The 16675-nt window shown below is 64.3% G+C and carries 13 protein-coding genes and 2 pseudogenes; 11 read left to right on the top strand and 4 right to left on the bottom strand.

Annotated elements, in window-relative coordinates; translation table 11 throughout:
- Positions 1-61 precede the first annotated feature (61 nt).
- Positions 62-2953 carry an excinuclease ABC subunit UvrA gene (gene uvrA / locus BFD71_RS14245; RefSeq protein WP_069264813.1) on the bottom strand — a complete coding sequence of 964 codons (2892 nt, stop codon included), beginning with the start codon at positions 2951-2953 and terminating at the stop codon, positions 62-64.
- A gap of 187 nt (positions 2954-3140) precedes the next feature.
- Here uvrA and BFD71_RS14240 point away from each other — a divergent pair, with 187 nt between their 5' ends.
- The 6 genes from BFD71_RS14240 (at position 3141) to BFD71_RS14215 (ending at position 9820) form a co-directional block, all read left to right on the top strand.
- Positions 3141-4349 (top strand): MFS transporter, encoded by a 1209-nt coding sequence (locus tag BFD71_RS14240; RefSeq protein ID WP_370684276.1) that lies wholly within the window; start codon positions 3141-3143, stop codon positions 4347-4349.
- Positions 4350-4498: 149 nt separating this feature from the next.
- Positions 4499-5041 carry a single-stranded DNA-binding protein gene (locus BFD71_RS14235; RefSeq protein WP_069265232.1) on the top strand — a complete coding sequence of 181 codons (543 nt, stop codon included), beginning with the start codon at positions 4499-4501 and terminating at the stop codon, positions 5039-5041.
- A gap of 280 nt (positions 5042-5321) precedes the next feature.
- Entirely contained in the window at positions 5322-6989 is a 1668-nt protein-coding gene (gene hcp / locus BFD71_RS14230; protein ID WP_069264807.1) for a hydroxylamine reductase, read from the top strand.
- Between the two features lie 16 nt (positions 6990-7005).
- Positions 7006-8028 carry a 2Fe-2S iron-sulfur cluster binding domain-containing protein gene (locus BFD71_RS14225; protein WP_069264804.1) on the top strand — a complete coding sequence of 341 codons (1023 nt, stop codon included), beginning with the start codon at positions 7006-7008 and terminating at the stop codon, positions 8026-8028.
- Between the two features lie 155 nt (positions 8029-8183).
- Positions 8184-8852, top strand: coding sequence for a helix-turn-helix transcriptional regulator (locus BFD71_RS14220; RefSeq protein WP_218108657.1), 669 nt, complete (start codon positions 8184-8186; stop codon positions 8850-8852).
- Complete coding sequence (locus BFD71_RS14215) at positions 8849-9820, top strand: threo-3-hydroxy-L-aspartate ammonia-lyase (RefSeq protein WP_069264802.1); 972 nt, start codon at positions 8849-8851, stop codon at positions 9818-9820. Before BFD71_RS14220 ends, BFD71_RS14215 begins: the two co-directional genes overlap by 4 nt.
- An 11-nt stretch (positions 9821-9831) precedes the next feature.
- Here the strand turns inward: BFD71_RS14215 and BFD71_RS14210 are convergent, their stop codons facing one another.
- The gene (locus tag BFD71_RS14210; RefSeq protein ID WP_069264799.1) at positions 9832-10707 is read right to left on the bottom strand and encodes a LysR family transcriptional regulator; all 876 of its coding nucleotides are present in this window, start codon (positions 10705-10707) and stop codon (positions 9832-9834) included.
- Positions 10708-10844: 137 nt separating this feature from the next.
- Between BFD71_RS14210 and BFD71_RS14205 the strand changes: the two genes are divergently transcribed.
- The 4 genes and pseudogenes from BFD71_RS14205 (at position 10845) to BFD71_RS42150 (ending at position 13836) form a co-directional block, all read left to right on the top strand.
- Positions 10845-12167 (top strand): MFS transporter, encoded by a 1323-nt coding sequence (locus BFD71_RS14205; RefSeq protein ID WP_069264796.1) that lies wholly within the window; start codon positions 10845-10847, stop codon positions 12165-12167.
- Positions 12168-12324: 157 nt separating this feature from the next.
- Positions 12325-12918 carry a response regulator gene (locus BFD71_RS42825; protein ID WP_370684275.1) on the top strand — a complete coding sequence of 198 codons (594 nt, stop codon included), beginning with the start codon at positions 12325-12327 and terminating at the stop codon, positions 12916-12918.
- Positions 12804-13139: pseudogene (locus BFD71_RS42155) on the top strand (ATP-binding protein); the annotation flags it as partial. The gene BFD71_RS42825 and the pseudogene BFD71_RS42155, both read left to right, overlap by 115 nt.
- A 247-nt stretch (positions 13140-13386) precedes the next feature.
- Positions 13387-13836 (top strand): hypothetical protein, encoded by a 450-nt coding sequence (locus BFD71_RS42150; RefSeq protein ID WP_256094740.1) that lies wholly within the window; start codon positions 13387-13389, stop codon positions 13834-13836.
- Between the two features lie 578 nt (positions 13837-14414).
- On the opposite strand, the gene BFD71_RS40495 is transcribed toward BFD71_RS42150, so the two are convergent.
- Positions 14415-14849 carry a hypothetical protein gene (locus BFD71_RS40495; protein WP_141710668.1) on the bottom strand — a complete coding sequence of 145 codons (435 nt, stop codon included), beginning with the start codon at positions 14847-14849 and terminating at the stop codon, positions 14415-14417.
- 992 nt (positions 14850-15841) lie between these two features.
- Here BFD71_RS40495 and BFD71_RS14180 point away from each other — a divergent pair.
- Positions 15842-16267, top strand: coding sequence for a hypothetical protein (locus BFD71_RS14180; protein ID WP_069264785.1), 426 nt, complete (start codon positions 15842-15844; stop codon positions 16265-16267).
- Between the two features lie 242 nt (positions 16268-16509).
- Here BFD71_RS14180 and BFD71_RS40490 read toward each other — a convergent pair.
- Positions 16510-16675, bottom strand: a pseudogene (locus BFD71_RS40490) (IS5/IS1182 family transposase); the annotation flags it as partial.

Genomic DNA, 16675 nt, shown 5'->3' with positions numbered 1-16675 from the left:
TTGTTGCTGCAGCTATTTCTACTGCTAAATTTCCGGCCCGGTCGTCAGCCCGCCTGGCGGGTCATTTGCCCGACGCCGTGTCCAGCGCGGCGATCTGGCGCTTGAGCAGCGGCGCGAGATAGCGGCCCGTGAAGCTTGCCTTCGACTTCGCCACCTGTTCGGGCGTCCCCTGGGCCACGATCTGCCCACCGCCCGCGCCGCCTTCCGGTCCCATGTCCACGACCCAGTCGGCGGTTTTGATTACATCGAGATTATGCTCGATGATGACCACCGTGTTGCCCTGATCTCGAAGCCGGTGAATCACTTCGAGCAAAAGCGCGATGTCGTGGAAGTGCAGGCCCGTGGTCGGCTCGTCGAGTATATACAGCGTGCGGCCCGTGTCCCGCTTGGAAAGCTCGAGCGAAAGCTTCACGCGCTGCGCCTCGCCGCCCGAGAGCGTGGTGGCGGACTGGCCGAGGCGGATGTAGCCGAGGCCCACATCGAGCAGCGTCTTGAGCTTGCGCGCCACCACCGGCACCGCCTTGAAGAACTCGTAGGCGGCTTCCACCGTCATGTCGAGCACTTCGCTGATGTTCCGGCCCTTGTATTGAATCTCCAGCGTCTCGCGGTTGTAGCGCTTGCCGTGACAGACATCGCAGGGCACGTACACGTCGGGCAGGAAGTGCATTTCCACCTTGAGCACGCCGTCGCCCTGGCAGCTTTCGCAGCGTCCGCCCTTCACGTTGAACGAGAAGCGGCCCGACTCGTAGCCGCGTTCCTTGGCGGCCGGCACGCCCGCGAACAGTTCGCGGATGGGCGTGAAGAGGCCCGTGTAGGTGGCCGGGTTCGAGCGCGGGGTGCGCCCGATCGGCGACTGGTCGACGTTGATGACCTTGTCGAAGTGCTCGAGACCCTCGATCGCCTCGAACGGCGCAGGTTCCGCCGACGATCCATACAGATGCTGCGACACCGCGTGATAAAGCGTGTCGTTGATGAGCGTGGACTTGCCCGAGCCCGAGACGCCCGTCACGCAGGTCAAAAGACCGACGGGCAGGTCGAGCGTCACGTGCTTGAGGTTGTTGCCGTGGGCCTCGACGATGCGCAGGCGGCGCTCGCCGGGCTCGATGCGCTCGTCGGGATAGTCGATGCGGCGCGCGCCCGAGAGATACTGGCCCGTCATCGAGGCCGGATCGTGTTCGACTTCCCCTGGCGTGCCTTGCGAAATCACCATGCCGCCGTGCTCGCCCGCGCCCGGACCCATGTCGACCACGTAGTCGGCCATGCGGATCATGTCCTCGTCGTGCTCGACGACGATCACCGAATTGCCGAGGTCGCGCAGATGCTTGAGCGTGGAGATCAGGCGGTCGTTGTCGCGCTGGTGCAGGCCGATGGACGGCTCGTCGAGCACGTACATCACGCCTGTGAGGCCGGAGCCGATCTGCGAGGCGAGGCGGATGCGCTGCGCCTCGCCGCCGGAAAGCGTCTCGGCGCTGCGCTCGAGCGAGAGATAGTCGAGCCCGACGTTGTTGAGGAACATGAGGCGTGCGACGATTTCCTTGACCACCTTGTCGGCGATCTCGCGCTTTGCACCTTCGAGGTGCAGCGTCTGGAAGTAGCCGAGCGTGTCGCGCAGCGGCCAGCCGCTCACTTCATAAATGGCGCGCGCCTCTTCGCCCGCGCCGATGCGCACGAAACGCGCTTCGCGGCGCAAGCGCGTGCCTTCGCAGTGCGGGCAGGCCTGGTTGTTCTGGTACTTCGACAGCTCCTCGCGCACGGCGGCGGAGTCGGTCTCGCGGTAGCGGCGCTCGAGGTTCGGAATGATCCCTTCGAATACGTGCTCGCGCACCGAAGTGCGGCCGCGCTCGTTGATGTACGAGAACGGAATCTCCTGCTTGCCGGAGCCGTAGAGCAGGGTCTTGCGCACTTTCTCCGGCAGGTCTTCGAACGCGGTGTCGATATCGAAGTCGTAGAACGCGGCGAGACTCTGCAGCATCTGGAAGTAAAACTGATTGCGCCGGTCCCAGCCCTTCACGGCGCCCGCCGCGAGCGACAGCGACGGGTGCGCCACCACGCGCTTCGGATCGAAGAACGTGATCTGGCCCAGACCGTCGCACTCGGGGCACGCGCCCATCGGGTTGTTGAACGAGAAGAGGCGCGGTTCCAGCTCCGGCAGCGAATACGAGCAGATCGGGCAGGCGAACTTCGAGCTGAAGAGGTGCTCGCGGTTGGTGTCCATTTCGAGCGCGATGGCGCGACCGTCGGCCAGACGCAGCGCGGTTTCGAACGACTCCGCGAGGCGCTGCTTCATGTCGGGGCGCACCTTCAGGCGGTCCACCACCACGTCGATGGTGTGGCGCTCGCTCTTCTTGAGCTTGGGCAGCGACTCCACCTCGTAGATCTTCGCTTCCCCTTCGTTGGCCGTGCCGCCGCCCGAGCGCACCCGAAAGCGCACGAAACCCTGCGCCTGCATGTCGTCGAACAGCTCGGCGTGCTCGCCCTTGCGGTCCACGATCACGGGAGCCAGGATCATCAGCTTCGTTTCTTCGGGCAGGGCGAGCGCGGCGTCCACCATCTGCGAGACGCTTTGCGACTCCAGCGGAATCTCGTGGTCCGGGCAGTAGGGCGTGCCGATGCGTGCGTAAAGCAGCCGCAGGTAGTCGTGGATCTCGGTGACGGTGCCGACGGTCGAGCGCGGATTGTGCGACGTGGCCTTCTGCTCGATGGAAATAGCCGGCGACAGACCCTCGATCAGGTCGACGTCGGGCTTCTCCATGAGCTGCAGGAACTGGCGCGCGTAGGCCGACAGGCTCTCCACGTAACGGCGCTGGCCTTCCGCGTAAAGCGTGTCGAACGCCAGCGAGGACTTGCCCGAGCCGGAAAGCCCGGTGATCACCACGAGCTTGTGGCGCGGCAGGTCCAGATTGACGTTCTTCAGGTTGTGGGTTCGGGCCCCACGGATACGGATCTGTTCCATGAACCTGCGGGAGAAAGGGAAACCAAACCTGCTACTATAACGACTTTTCCAGACCGCCGTTACGGCTTGCTGACGGTCTTTGAAAGGGCCCGGAGCGGCAAGTGCAAGGGCCTCGAAAGAGGCGCGTCAGGGGGCGTCCCGGTCAACAAACGTGCGGGCACATGCGGTCCGAACACATAACGCTCCGATGTCCTCCAATTCACCCGCTACCTCTTCACGCATGAGCGCGCCCGAGTTGCGCGCGACCGTCTCGCTGGCGGCGATCTTCGCGCTGCGCATGCTCGGTCTGTTCATGATCATGCCGGTGTTTTCCGTCTACGCGAAAACCATTCCCGGCGGCGACAACCTGCTGCTGGTCGGCATCGCACTCGGCGCGTACGGCGTCACGCAGTCACTTCTCTATATTTTTTACGGGTGGGTTTCGGACATGGTGGGCAGAAAGCCCGTCATCGCCACCGGCCTCGTCATCTTCGCGATCGGCAGCTTTGTCGCGGCGGGCGCGCACGACATGATGTGGATCATCGTCGGGCGCGTGATCCAGGGCATGGGCGCGGTGTCGTCGGCCGTGCTGGCGTTCATCGCCGACCTGACGGCCGAGGAGCACCGCACCAAGGCCATGGCGATGGTGGGCGGCTCGATCGGCATGTCGTTCGCCGTGGCCATCGTCGGCGCGCCGATCGTGTTCCATTGGGTCGGCATGAGCGGTCTGTTCGCGCTGGTCGGGGTGTTCTCGATCCTCGCGGTGGGCGTGGTGATCTGGGTCGTGCCCGACGCGCCCAGCAAGCCCGTGCACGTGCGCGCCCCGTTCGCCGAGGTGCTGCACAACGTGGAGCTGCTGCGCCTGAACTTCGGCGTGCTCGTGCTGCACGCCACGCAGACGGCGCTCTTTCTCGTCGTGCCGCGCCTGCTCGTGGACGCGGGCCTGCCGGTCGCGTCGCACTGGATGATCTACCTGCCGGTCATGGGCCTCGCGTTCGTCATGATGGTGCCCGCCATCATCGTCGCGGAGAAGCGGGGCAGGATGAAGGCCGTGCTCGTTTCTGCGATCGGTCTTATCCTGATCGGCCAGCTTTTGCTCGGCTCGCTCGCGCATACACTTGTCATCGTGTCGGCCGTGCTGTTCGTGTACTTCCTGGGCTTCAACATCCTGGAGGCTTCGCAGCCTTCGCTCGTGTCGAAGCTCGCGCCGGGCAACCGCAAGGGCGCGGCCACGGGCGTGTACAACACCACCCAGTCGATCGGGCTCGCGCTCGGCGGCGTGGTGGGCGGATGGATCCTCAAGCACGAGGGCGCGAGCGCCGTCTTTTACACGTGCTCGGGGCTCGTCTTGTGCTGGCTTATAATCGCGGCCAATATGAAGGCGCCGCCCAAGCGGGCAGAAGCCACGCGGGCTTGACCCGGGCGGGCCTGAGTTAGAACCAGCGGTTCACAGCAACGCAATTCGCGGAGGCGGTCCGCGACCGGCGAAGGCGCATGACACATCAGGCGCTCGCCGGCGCGCACCGCGCGGCCGCTCCTCGCAACGGAATCAAACAGGAGAAATTCATGGCATCCGTGAACAAGGTGATCCTCGTCGGCAACCTCGGCGCCGATCCGGAAGTGCGCTATCTGCCGAGCGGCGACGCCGTGGCGAACATTCGCCTCGCCACGACCGACCGCTACAAGGACAAGGCGTCCGGCGAGTTCAAGGAAATGACCGAATGGCACCGCGTGTCGTTCTTCGGGCGCCTGGCCGAGATCGTCTCGGAGTACCTGAAGAAGGGTTCGTCGGTGTATATCGAAGGCCGCATCCGCACGCGCAAGTGGCAAGCGCAGGACGGCACCGACCGTTACTCGACGGAAATCGTCGCCGACCAGATGCAGATGCTGGGCGGCCGCAGCGGCGGCGCCTCGATGGGCAGCGACATGGGCGACGACGGCGGCTACAGCCGTGAGCAGTCCGCACCGCGCGGCGGCGGCCGTGCTTCGGGCGGTGGCGGTGCGCCGCGTTCGAGCGGTGGCGGTGCTGGCGGCGGCGCAGGCGGCGGCCGTTCGAACGCGCCGGCTGGCGGCGGCTTCGACGAAATGGACGACGATATTCCGTTCTAAAGCGTTCGAACGGATCGGCAGGACCTGAAGCCCCGGCTCGACCTCACGGTCGAGGCGGGGTTTTTCATTTGTGCGTGCGGACCGAGCGAACCACGCGAGTCGAGCGCCGACCCGCTGCGACGTTTTCGCGCACACAGTCAATTCTCCGCCTCAAGCGACACGTTTTCTGATTTTTGTCACGGCAAAACTCCCGCCGGCGCGCGACCATTTAAAAGATGCATTGATTTTGCATCTTACAAGACGGCTCGCGCCGTCACCCCACAAGGAAAAGGAGAAAGCCGTGTTTTGCTATCAATGTGAACAGACCGACCGCGCCCAGGCCATACCGGGCTGCGCCTCGGCCAAGGGCAACTGCGGCAAGGACGCCACGACTGCGGATCTGCAGGACCTGCTGATCTACGCGGCCAAGGGCATTGCACAGTATGGCGCGCTCGCGCGCGGCCTCGGCAGCCCCGATCGCGAAGCCGACCGCTTCATGCTCTACGCGCTGTTCACAACGCTCACCAACGTCAACTTTAACGCCAGCCGTTTCGTGGCGATGCTGCGCGAGGCAGCGCAACACCGCGATCGCGTGAAGTCGACCTGCGAGGCGCTCGCGCTCGTGCAAGGCGTCGCCGCTGCGCAGCCGGGCGGCGCCGCGCTCTGGCAACCGGGCAACGACCTCGCCGAACTGCAGGCGCAGGCCGCGCTCGTCGGCATCAAGGCCGGGCTGCCGAAGGTAGGCGAGGACGTTGTGGGCTTGCGCGCCCTCGTGCTCTACGGCCTCAAAGGCGTGTGTGCCTACGCTCATCACGCGCGCGTGCTCGGATACGAGAGCGAAGAGGTCTACACGGGCGTGGAGGCGGCGCTCGTGTTTCTCGCGAGCGAACCCACGCAGGCCGGCGATCTTCTTGAACATGCGCTCGCCCTCGGCAACCTGAACCTCAAGGTCATGGAACTGCTCGATGCGGCAAACACGGGCCGCTTCGGCATGCCCGAACCCACTGCCGTGCGCGTGACGCCCGCGGCGGGCAAAGCCATCCTGGTTTCGGGCCACGACCTCGGCGATCTGGAGGCGCTGCTCGAAGCCACCCAGGGCACCGGCGTGCAGATTTACACGCACGGCGAAATGCTGCCCGCGCATGCTTACCCGAAGCTCAAGGCTTATCCGCATCTGGCAGGCAACTACGGCGGCGCATGGCAGGACCAGCAATCGGACTTCACTCATTTCCCCGGCCCGATCCTGATGACCTCCAACTGCCTGATCGAGCCGCTGCCGCAGTACCGCCAGCGCATCTTCACGACAGGGCCGGTAGGCTGGGCCGGCGTGCGCCATCTCGAGCATCACGCGTTCGCGCCGGTCGTGCAGGCCGCACTCGCGCTGCCGGGCTTCCGCGAAACGACGCCGGAGGAAACCATCACCATCGGCTTTGCGCGCAACACGGTGCTCGGCGTGGCCGACAAGGTGATCGACGCGGTGAAGGCCGGTCAGATCCGCCACTTCTTCCTGATCGGCGGCTGCGACGGCGCCGCACCCGGCCGCAACTACTACACCGAGTTCGCACAGGGCGCGCCCGACGACACCGTCGTCATGACGCTCGGCTGCAACAAGTACCGCTTCAACCGTCACCAGTTCGGCGACATCGGCGGCATTCCGCGCCTGCTCGATCTGGGCCAGTGCAACGACAGCTATTCGGCGATCCAGATCGCGATCGCGCTCTCGAAGGCCTTCGACTGCGGGGTGAACGATCTGCCGCTCACACTCGTGGTGTCGTGGTTCGAGCAGAAGGCCGCCGCGGTGCTGCTCACGCTGCTCGCGCTCGGCCTGCGCAACATCCATCTCGGACCGACGTTGCCCGCCTTCCTCACGCCGAATGTCCTCGACATCCTCGTCGAGCAGTTCGGCATCTCGCCGATCGGCGAAGCGCAAGCGGACCTCGCCGCGGCGCTCGCTCGCAAGGCCGCTTGAGCGCGGGTGAAAGGTCATGAGTTATCAAATCGAGCTCACCACGCGCGACGGCCAGGCGTTCGGCTTCGCATGCGAGCCGGGGCAGGACGTGCTGAGCGCGGCGGCGGCGGCGGATATCACGCTGCCCTCGCAGTGCCGGCGCGGCAGCTGCGGCGCGTGCCACGCCACCGTGACTGAAGGCGCGTACACGCTTGGCGACCACAGTGCGGACGCGTTGCCGTCCGGCGATCCGCACGCGGTTCTGTTGTGCCGCACGAGACCTTCGGCCGACTTGCGCGTCGCCGCGCCGTACGACGGCACGAAGGTGCTGCTGCAGCCGGTTGCCGCGCGCACGGCGCGCATCGCCGCGCTCGACACGATCGCCGACGACACGCGCCGTCTCGAACTGCTGCTCGACGCCGACGACACGAGCGGCAGCGCCGCCGAGTTCGAAGCGGGCCAGTTCGCGGAGCTGGAGCTGCCGGAGGGCGGCGTGAAGCGCCCGTTCTCGCTTGCCAACACGAGCAACTGGGAGGGGCGTCTCGAGTTCCTGATCCGGCTGCGGCCGCAAGGCGAGTTTTCGGCGTATCTGCGCGAGCGAGCGCAGCCGGGCGACGTGCTCACCGTTCACGGCCCGCAGGGCGGCTTCGGTTTGATCGCCGGCAGTCTGCGCCCGCGCTGGTTCGTGGCGGGCGGCACGGGTCTCGCGCCCCTGCTCTCGATGCTGCGCCGCATGGCCGAATTCGGGGAAATGAACGACGCGCGGCTCTTCTACGGCGTGAATCGCGAGAGCGAACTTTTCCTGCTCGACGAACTGGACGCACTTCGGGAGGCGTTGCCGCAACTGCATGTCGAGCTTTGCGTGCGCGAAGCGGGCGACGGCTGGCAGGGCTCGCACAGCACCCCAGTCGACGCGCTCGCCGCCGCGTTGGCAGACGCTGGCGCGGCGCCCGACCTCTACGTTTGCGGTCCGCCCGCGATGGTGAGCGCCGCGCAGGCAGTGGCGGCGCGCGCACGCGTGCCGTCCACGCAGTTCGTGAGCGAACGCTTCACGGTCTGACCAGCAATGCAGTGAGTCGTGTTTCTTCGTGTCTGATTGACCTCGCCTTCGGGCGGGGTTTTTTTTTCGCGTCTCGGGCGGCCATGCACGGCACTTCCGAGCGTTCTGTTCAAGCGATTGACATTCAGTCATTAACTGTCAAAATGTCCAATATCATGATGCCAACCCGCAAATCCCGTTCCGGCCTTTCCACTGACGAGAATGCGCTGCTCCTGCGCGAAGGCGAGAAGATCGTCGCGGCGCTCGGGCAGACGCTCGCGCCGCTCGTCGAGGTCGTGCTGCACGACCTCACGCGGCCCGAGCACTCGGTCGTGGCGATCGCGAACAATTTGTCAGGACGGCAAGTCGGCGACGCCGCCACCGAAATGGGCCTCGCGCGCATCACCGACTCCGGCTTTCCCGAAGTCGTGGCCAACTATCCGAACCGCTTTCCCGACGGGCGTCCGGCCAAGAGCACATCCATCGGCCTGAAGAACAGCGCGGGCGAGTACGTCGCGGCCCTCTGCCTGAACATGGATGTGTCGCTGATCGGCGCGGTGACGGCGGGCCTCGGCCAGCTGATCCAGACGAGCGCGGCTGCGCCCGTCGCCGAAACGCTCGCACCGCGCGGCGTGGGCTGTGTGCGCGAGGCGCTCGAACGCTTCGCTGCCACGCGCAACACCACACCGATCGGCATGACGCTCGCGCAGCGCCGTGAGGCCGTGCGCGAGCTCGCGACAAACGGAATGCTGAACCTGCGTCATGCGCTCGCCGACGTGGCCACCACGCTCGGCGTGGCGCGCTCGACCGTCTACACCTACCTGCCAGCCGAAGAACGACCATGAGCACTCTGCCTATTACCTTCGAAGACGTCGCCGCCGCCCACGAACGCCTGCGTGGCGTCGCGCACCGCACGCCGGTTCTGACTTCCAGCACCGCGAACGAACGCACGGGCGCGCAGCTCTTCTTCAAATGCGAGAACCTGCAGCGCATGGGCGCGTTCAAGTTCCGCGGCGCCTATAACGCGATCGCGCAGTTCACGCCGCAGCAGAAGGCGGGCGGCGTGATCACGTTTTCGTCGGGCAACCATGCGCAGGCGATCGCGCTGTCGGCGCGTCTGCTCGGCGTGAAGGCCGTGATCGTCATGCCGCACGACGCGCCCGCCGTGAAGGTCGAGGCCACGCGCGGCTATGGCGGCGAGGTCGTCTTTTACGATCGCTATACCGAGGACCGCGAGGCACTCGGCAAACGGCTTGCGGCCGAGCGCGGCCTCACGCTCATTCCGCCGTACGACCACGCTCACGTGATGGCCGGGCAGGGCACGGCCGCCAAGGAGTTGTTCGAGGAAACGGGCGAGCTCGACATGCTGCTCACCCCGCTTGGCGGGGGCGGGCTGCTGTCGGGCTGTGCGACCGCCGCGCATGCGCTCTCGCCCGCGTGCACGGTGATCGGCGTCGAGCCCGAGGCCGGCAACGACGGTCAGCGCAGCCTGCAGTTGGGCGAGATCGTCCACATCGACACGCCGAAGACCCTTGCCGACGGCGCGCAAACCCAGCATCTCGGCAACCTGACCTTCGCGGTGATTCGCGAGCGGGTGAGCGAGATCGTCACCGTGAGCGACGCGGAACTCGTCGATACGATGAAGTTCTTCGCGAGCCGCATGAAGCTCGTGGTCGAACCCACCGGCTGCCTCGCGGCGGCGGCGGTGCTGCACGGCAAGGTGGACGTGCGCGGCAAGCGCGTGGGCGTGCTCATCTCCGGGGGCAACGTCGACCTGCTGCGCTTTGCCGAACTGGTTCAGGCCGCAGGCTAAAGCGCCTGAACTCAAGCGAGCAGTTGCGCGAGCGCCGCGCGCGCGTTCGTCACGTGCGCGGACTCGCCCGGCCGGCCCGGCAGCAAATGAAATTCGGCCGCGGGCAGTGCAGGCAAGCCGAATGAAGCCGGGCAGGGCATCAGTCCTTCGCCGATCGACGACTCGTTCAGACACGAGATTCCCAGCCCCGCCTTGAGCGCGAGCTGCAGCCCGGCCACGCCCGAAGCCGAATGCGAAATCAGATAGGGCATGCGCGCTTCGTCGAGCAACCTCACGACACGGCGCTGCAACTGGCAGGTCGCCGGCAGCAGCACGAGCGGCCAGGGCGGCGTGAGCGCGGGCCGCTCGCGCAGCGTTTGCGTCGCGCCCACCCACACCAGTTTTTCGCGCCGTATCGACGTGCTCTTGTGCGTGCTGCGGCCTTCCTCCACCAGCCGCAGCGACAAGCCGATGTCGTAGGCGTTATCGTCGGCGCTGCTGTCGATCACGGCGCTCGGCAGCACGGTCACATGCAGACGCAGGCGCGGATGCTGGACCGCGAAGCGCCGGATGATCTCGGCGACGTCGTGCGGCCGGTAATAGTCCGTGATCGCAATGCGCACTTCGCCGTCGAGCGTGCGCCCGAGCATGTCGTCGAAGGCGGCGTCGCAAAGCGCGACGATGCGGCGTGCGTGGTCGAGCAGCTTCGCGCCCGCGGGTGTGGCGGACATGCCCTGCTTGCTGCGCACGAAAAGCGGCTGGCCGACGCGCTCTTCGAGCTTCTTGAGCTGTTCGCTCACCGACGACTGCGAGAGGAACACCCGCTGCGCACCCGCAGAGACACTGCCCGCTTCTGTCACGGCGATAAACGTGCGCAACTGCGCGAGATCGAAACCGCGTGCGTTCATTGATTCGGCTTGATCAGATACGTTTCATGCAATTCAATGATTCGGAAATTCCGAATATACGGATTGGAATTTCCCGCTTTTCCGATAGATGGTGCGCCTCTACGATGCCCTCAGTCAACCGTTTTCTGGAGATCATCATGGGACGCAGTACGACGCGAGGCGCCGCACACCGCTGGAAAGTGCTCGCGGTGGGCGTGGCGGCCAACGCGAGTTTTGCGGCAGCGCTCGGCGGCATTCCCGCAACGGGCGTCTTGATTCGGTCGGATTACCGTATCGGTACCGGGGAACTGGGTGTCGTGCTCGGCATGCTGGGACTGGGCATCGTGCTGAGCGAGCTTCCCTGGGGACTCCTGACGGATCGCTGGGGCGACCGGCGCGTGTTGCTCACGGGGCTCTCCACGACAGCGCTCGCCCTCGTCGCGATGGCGCTCTGGGGCGCACCGGCGGGCACGCACACGCCCAGCGGCACGGTGCTCGCGGTAGGCCTGCTCGCGCTCGGCCTGCTTGGCGGAAGCGTGAACGGCTCGAGCGGGCGTGCGGTGATGGCGTGGTTCGCCACCCACGAGCGCGGCCTCGCGATGAGCATCCGCCAAACGGCCGTGCCAACCGGCGGCGGGCTGGGAGCGCTCGTGCTGCCCGCGCTCGCCGAGCATGCGGGATTCGCAGCCGTGTACGGCGCGCTCGCGGCGATGTGTGTGGTCTCCACCGTGCTGACGATCGTCTGGTTGCATGAACCCGCGCACGAACAGGACGCCGCGCAGGCGCCACTCGTCGCTCACGAAGCGCTCGGACAGGCACAACGCGCCGTCTCACCGCTGCGCAGCGTCACCGTGTGGCGCATGGTGACCGGCATTGGCGTGCTGTGCATTCCCCAGGTGGCGGTGCTCTCGTTCGCGAGCATTTTCCTGCATGACGTCGGCCATGCGGGTACCGCAGCAGTCAGCGCGACGCTTGCGGCCGTGCAGGGCGGCGCGGCCTTCATGCGTGTGTACGGCGGCCGTTGGACGGACCGGCACGGCGACCGGCGCATCTGGCTGCGCGGTTGCGCGGCGCTCACCGTCGCGCTGTTCGTCGTGCTTGCCGCGTTGACGGCTTTTGCGTCGCCAGCGCATCGCGCAAGCGCAGCGTTCGTCACCCTGCTTGCCGTGGTGATCGTGCTAGGCGGTATCGCCGCTTCCGCCTGGCATGGCGTTGCCTTCACCGAACTCGCGACGCTCGCGGGCAACGGTCGCGTGGGAACCGCACTCGCCATGGGCAACACCGGCGCATTCCTTGCGTTCTTCGTCGCGCCTTCGGCGATCCCGCTGCTGTTGTCGTGGTTCGGGTGGCCGGCGGTCTGGGCGGCGGCCGCGCTCTGCGCCGCGCTGGCATGGCCCGCATTCGCGGCGCCGCGCGAGCGCAGCGACGCGATGCGCACTGGCGAGCGTCGACAACGCACTCGCGCGCGCGCCGCGGTTTGACCGTACGGAACACAAGCCATATTTAACGTTTCGGAAATCTCCGATTTCGACGGCGGCCTTTCAATGGTCAGATGAACACCTTGTCGATGTTGCTGGTTGCCGATGCGCTCATGCGGCGCATCGCTTCCACGCAGATCCGCCTCGAAGGAGATTCAGTGTGAAGCTACGTATCGTCCTCGCCGACGATCATCCATTCGTTCTGCTCGGCGTTCGCTCGGTGCTCCTTGCAGCAGACGATATCGAGGTCGTGGGGCAAGCGTGCGGCGCGCGAGAGTTGTTGCAGACGCTCGAAGCCGTCCCATGCGACGTGGTGATCACTGACCTCACTATGCCGCCTGTCTCCGGCGAAGCGGAGGACGGCCTGCGCCTCCTGCAGCGTTTGCGCCGCGACTGGCCGCATATCGCCGTGGGCGTGCTGACCGGGGTTGCGAACGCCGTCCTCCTGCGCGCAGTGGCGCACGCGGGCGTGGTCGCCATGTTGCGCAAAACCGGGCCGATGGACGATCTCGCAACCATCGTGCGCGGCGCCGCCCAGGGTCTCGCCCATCTCAGCCCGGCCATCGAGCGCGAACTCGCGGCCGCCGGCGGACCTTCCGACCTGTGTTTGCCGCGTTTGACGCCGCGCGAATCGTGCGCGTGGATGTGGAGCCGGACGTCGCGGTGCAGTTGCGCGGCGATAGTGTGCGGCTACGGCAGATCCTCTTCAATCTCCTCAGCAATGCGATCAAGTTCACACCGGCAGGCGAAGTGAGCGTGCACTTTCGCGCGTGCGATATCGGCGTCCGCGGAGGCGCGCCTGCCTGCCAGCGGTTGTCGATCGCGGTGGCCGACACTGGCATCGGCATTGCGCCCGAAGCGCAGGCGCAGCGCTTCGAGCCGTTCGTGCGGGCCGAGAGTTCGACCACGCGACGCTTCGGCGGCACGGGGCTCGGCCTCACGATCTGCCGCAAGCTCGCGGCGCTGATGGGCGGCACGCTCGAACTGAAGAGCGAAGTCGATCGCGGCACCTGTCTGACGCTGCATATCGAATTGCCCGTGGAAGTGCCTAGCGGCACGGCCGCCGGGCTGCGCGGCAAGCGCGCGCTCGTGGCGTGCGAGGACGTGAGCATCGCCGCCGCATTGATGCATTTTGGCTCGGCGCTCGGCATGGAAATGCGTCGCGCCGCGCCAGCGGACCTCGCCCGCGCCGTAAGCGCGGACAAGGCCGATCTGGGTGTTCGTGTCGGAAGCGCTGGCCGAGCAGTTGGGCAAACTCGGTGTGCCTGTGCTTTGTCTGACGGACAACCCGAAGCCAAGCGGTTATCGCGTCGTCGAGAGCGGCGTGCGCGTGAGCGTCAACCCGTTATCCTGGCGGGGCTTGAGCGCCGTTTGCGCGCTGGCGCTGGCGGGGCTGCCGGTCAAGGCTGCCAGCCCGTCGCGTCCTGCCGCCGAGGTCGAAACCACACTCCCGGCGCCCGATCGCGAGCAGGAACGCGCTGCTAGCCGCCTCATCCTCGTGGCAGAGGACCATCCCGTGAATCAGGAGCTGATCCGCCATCAACTGGCGTTGATCGGGTTCGCTTGCGACGTCGTCGACGACGGTGCGAAGGCGCTCGAAGCGCTGGCCGAATGCGAATACGGCTGCCTGATCACCGACTGTCTATGTGCAAGTTTGCAAGTTATTCCGTAGATGTGTAAGTCTAGATAAAATGGACGCCACATAAACAAGGAAGCAGCACATCCACTTGCGTAGGCACTAGAAGAAATGACAAACGCAGCAAATAAAATAACATTGCCAGAGCTATCCCTTACTGAACTAGCCGGCGGTCCCGGAGAAAACGCAACTCAGGTCGACATTCCCGCGGAAAACGGTGGGACCTTCACTTAGTACACGAGGCCGGTGGGCTATGTTGACTGGATCACGCGCAGGCGCCACGACAACAAACCTAGCTGGTCGCCACATACTTTCCCTCTTTTCCCTGTCGTTCGGAACGCTGACGGCTCGCCTTGGTTAGAGGCAAATCTATGGATAATCGACAGACTCGTGGGCAAACACGCGCCCGAAATGCTGAGCTACGCGACCGTCGCACAGGACTTGGCCGCGTTTCGCCGGTATGTAGAAGAGAAAAAAATCAACTGGCTCAACTTTCCATCTTTCAAGCCTTATCGCCCGACGTATCGATACAACGGGTAGGCGCGACACTGCGCTCGTGGCGCGAATCGAGAAAGACGTTGACATGGAGGGTAGGCCTGACAGAGCATGGCGAGTTAGCCGATCCTTGATTTGAACCACGCGGCACTTCCCGAGGTCAGCAAAAGTAACCCGGCAACAGTTTCTACGGCAATGCTTATCAAACCCACAACGTTGTTCAGCTGGGACGATAGTCCGTCCGCAAACAGATGATAGATGGTTGTTGCGACGAGGAATGTCGTAACGAAAAGTGCAAGGTTCCTTGCCCAAATCTTTCCAGCCGAAATCCGCATGATGGTGAATGCGTAAAATATAAAAAATGTGGAAAGCAGCCCAAGCAACATGATTGCCGCTTCTCTTTCGCTGATAGTATTGAAAGGCGGAATGCCCACTCCAGTAACGATTCGCAGGAGCGAAACTGAAAATGCAAGCCAATAGACAGCGACTGCGGCTCGAACTGATTGCGGAGCGTTGTCTTCGGGTAAAAAGATAAACTTGCTTTTCGCTTTCAAAGGACCTCCGAAAAATTGATGTCGAGGCTGGCTCGTCTGCTGATCTTAGTAGTGTTTCAAAGCATTTTCTAGAAAAAATAGGGAATCGCGCGGCGCAACTGATTTTCGATGAATGGCCGCTTTGTAGAGCAATGACCGGCGGCTCTGGGTCGGTTATGCCTGTTGCACGAGAGCGTGGGCCTTGGGCGAGCGGCGTGCCTGGTCGTGGGGCGCAGTGCGGCCATGAGCGGACACTCGACAGCGTGGTCTAGATCGCTAACAATCGGCGCTGCATCATGTTGATCCTCGCGCTTTCGCTCGCCTGCTGGGCTACTTGGGACGCGAAGAAGATGGAACGCCAAGCATTGAGACTCAGCTACCTCGGTGAGTGAACTTCTTTCCGGTGCCCACGCAGCGTGCGTAGTGCAGAAAGGGTGAATACAGGAAAAACCGCTATGCCTCTTGAAACGGTTCGACTAGATCGCGTCTTTGGCGTCGTCCAGACGTCGCAGAACCGCAAGGTAGTCACTCTATTCGGGTTCGAAAGTGCGAACCGAAGGGAGTATTCGGTGGCCGCGCCAGGCAAGCCCCGTATCGAGTCCGGAATGACGATTACCGCTTATCTCAAGGAGGTCGGAAACTGGCAAACTCTGATCGGGTGGCGCGACCATAAGAGCGGTGAGATTGTGTGCGAACCCGAAGGTGGACCAATTTTCCTTTGCGTTTGGAGCACCCTAGGCTTTTGCATGACAGCGCGCGGCTTTTGGGACCGGTCACCGACTCTGTCGGTGATTGCGGGAGTTATGGTTGCCACATTCGGGTGGGGCATTCGGAACGTTCGGTTCCTGCGGCGAGTTCGCCGCGAATTGAAAGCGTCAGCGACGCTCGGCGATATGAAACGCAATTCCTAACCGAAGTCGGTTTGCCGGTCTCGGTGCGGCCAGAAGCAGACAGTCGACGAGCCTACATGGTTCGTCGACAATAGCCGCTGGAGAGATGAATCCGGAGCTGGAATGCAACTTATCCTTGCGCCGCTATGGCGCGATCACGATGGCATGCTGCAACTTCGATATTCCATGCAGGGCTCCGGCTTTGCAGCGGAAGTCGATTTTTACGTTTATCCAGAGTCGATGGAAACGTTCGGCCGTACCCTGCAGGAATTTCCTCGGTCATCGACAGATGAAGTGGTTTTTGAGAACGGCTCGAATGCTCCGAATTCATATAGCTGGCTGGTTCTGCGTGCGTTCGTTTTCGACGGAGTGGGTCATTCGGCACTCGAGGTCGAATGTCAGAAAAATGGTACACGTCTGATAAGCGCCCGATCTCGCTTCGCCGTTGAGCTTGAGCCTGCAACAATCAATCGGCTTGGTTATGAACTCATGAGCTGGATATCGTCGGGCGTCGAACAGCCTTTCGTATTCACCGACGAACCTCAATAAGAACGAGTGTTGCGAGTGACCGCTGTCACTGTCTCCTGTGGATCGGTTACGCCTGTTGCATGAGACGTGGGCCGTGGGCGAGCGGCGCGCCTGGTCGTGGGGCGCAGGGCGGCCGAGGCCGTGTAAAAACGCGCAGAACGGCCGACCGGTGACGCGCGGTTGGGCACGCAGTTACGTTAGGCCGAGACGCAGGCAGGTGACGTGATCGTTTTTACTGGCAAACGACATCGGCGCGTGGGAGTTCACGCGCCTGCGAGCTTCATTGCACGCATCGTCTTTGCGAACCCGAGAATCCTGATGACCCGTTTTAGGTTGTAGGCCAGCACGTGCAAACTCATTTCAGCAGCGACATGACCAAGTCCGCGCGTCTGGAAGTGCGTCGAACCCATCCAGTGCTTGAGCGTGCCG

The sequence above is a fragment of the Paraburkholderia nodosa genome (assembly GCF_001718195.1).
GTDB classification, from domain to species: Bacteria; Pseudomonadota; Gammaproteobacteria; order Burkholderiales; family Burkholderiaceae; genus Paraburkholderia; species Paraburkholderia nodosa_A.
The sequence above is the reverse complement of the archived record's forward strand: the minus strand, read 5'-3'. Positions and strand labels throughout refer to the sequence as shown.

Excerpts from the sequence above, each read along its gene's own strand:
- BFD71_RS14205 (WP_069264796.1), top strand. The coding sequence starts at position 10,845 with ATGGGACGCAGTACGACGCGAGGCGCCGCACACCGCTGGAAAGTGCTC.
- BFD71_RS14180 (WP_069264785.1), top strand. The coding sequence starts at position 15,842 with ATGCAACTTATCCTTGCGCCGCTATGGCGCGATCACGATGGCATGCTG.
- BFD71_RS14235 (WP_069265232.1), top strand. The coding sequence starts at position 4,499 with ATGGCATCCGTGAACAAGGTGATCCTCGTCGGCAACCTCGGCGCCGAT.
- uvrA (WP_069264813.1), bottom strand. The coding sequence starts at position 2,953 with ATGGAACAGATCCGTATCCGTGGGGCCCGAACCCACAACCTGAAGAAC.
- BFD71_RS14210 (WP_069264799.1), bottom strand. The coding sequence starts at position 10,707 with ATGAACGCACGCGGTTTCGATCTCGCGCAGTTGCGCACGTTTATCGCC.
- BFD71_RS14225 (WP_069264804.1), top strand. The coding sequence starts at position 7,006 with ATGAGTTATCAAATCGAGCTCACCACGCGCGACGGCCAGGCGTTCGGC.
- BFD71_RS14215 (WP_069264802.1), top strand. The coding sequence starts at position 8,849 with ATGAGCACTCTGCCTATTACCTTCGAAGACGTCGCCGCCGCCCACGAA.
- BFD71_RS14240 (WP_370684276.1), top strand. The coding sequence starts at position 3,141 with ATGTCCTCCAATTCACCCGCTACCTCTTCACGCATGAGCGCGCCCGAG.
- BFD71_RS14220 (WP_218108657.1), top strand. The coding sequence starts at position 8,184 with ATGATGCCAACCCGCAAATCCCGTTCCGGCCTTTCCACTGACGAGAAT.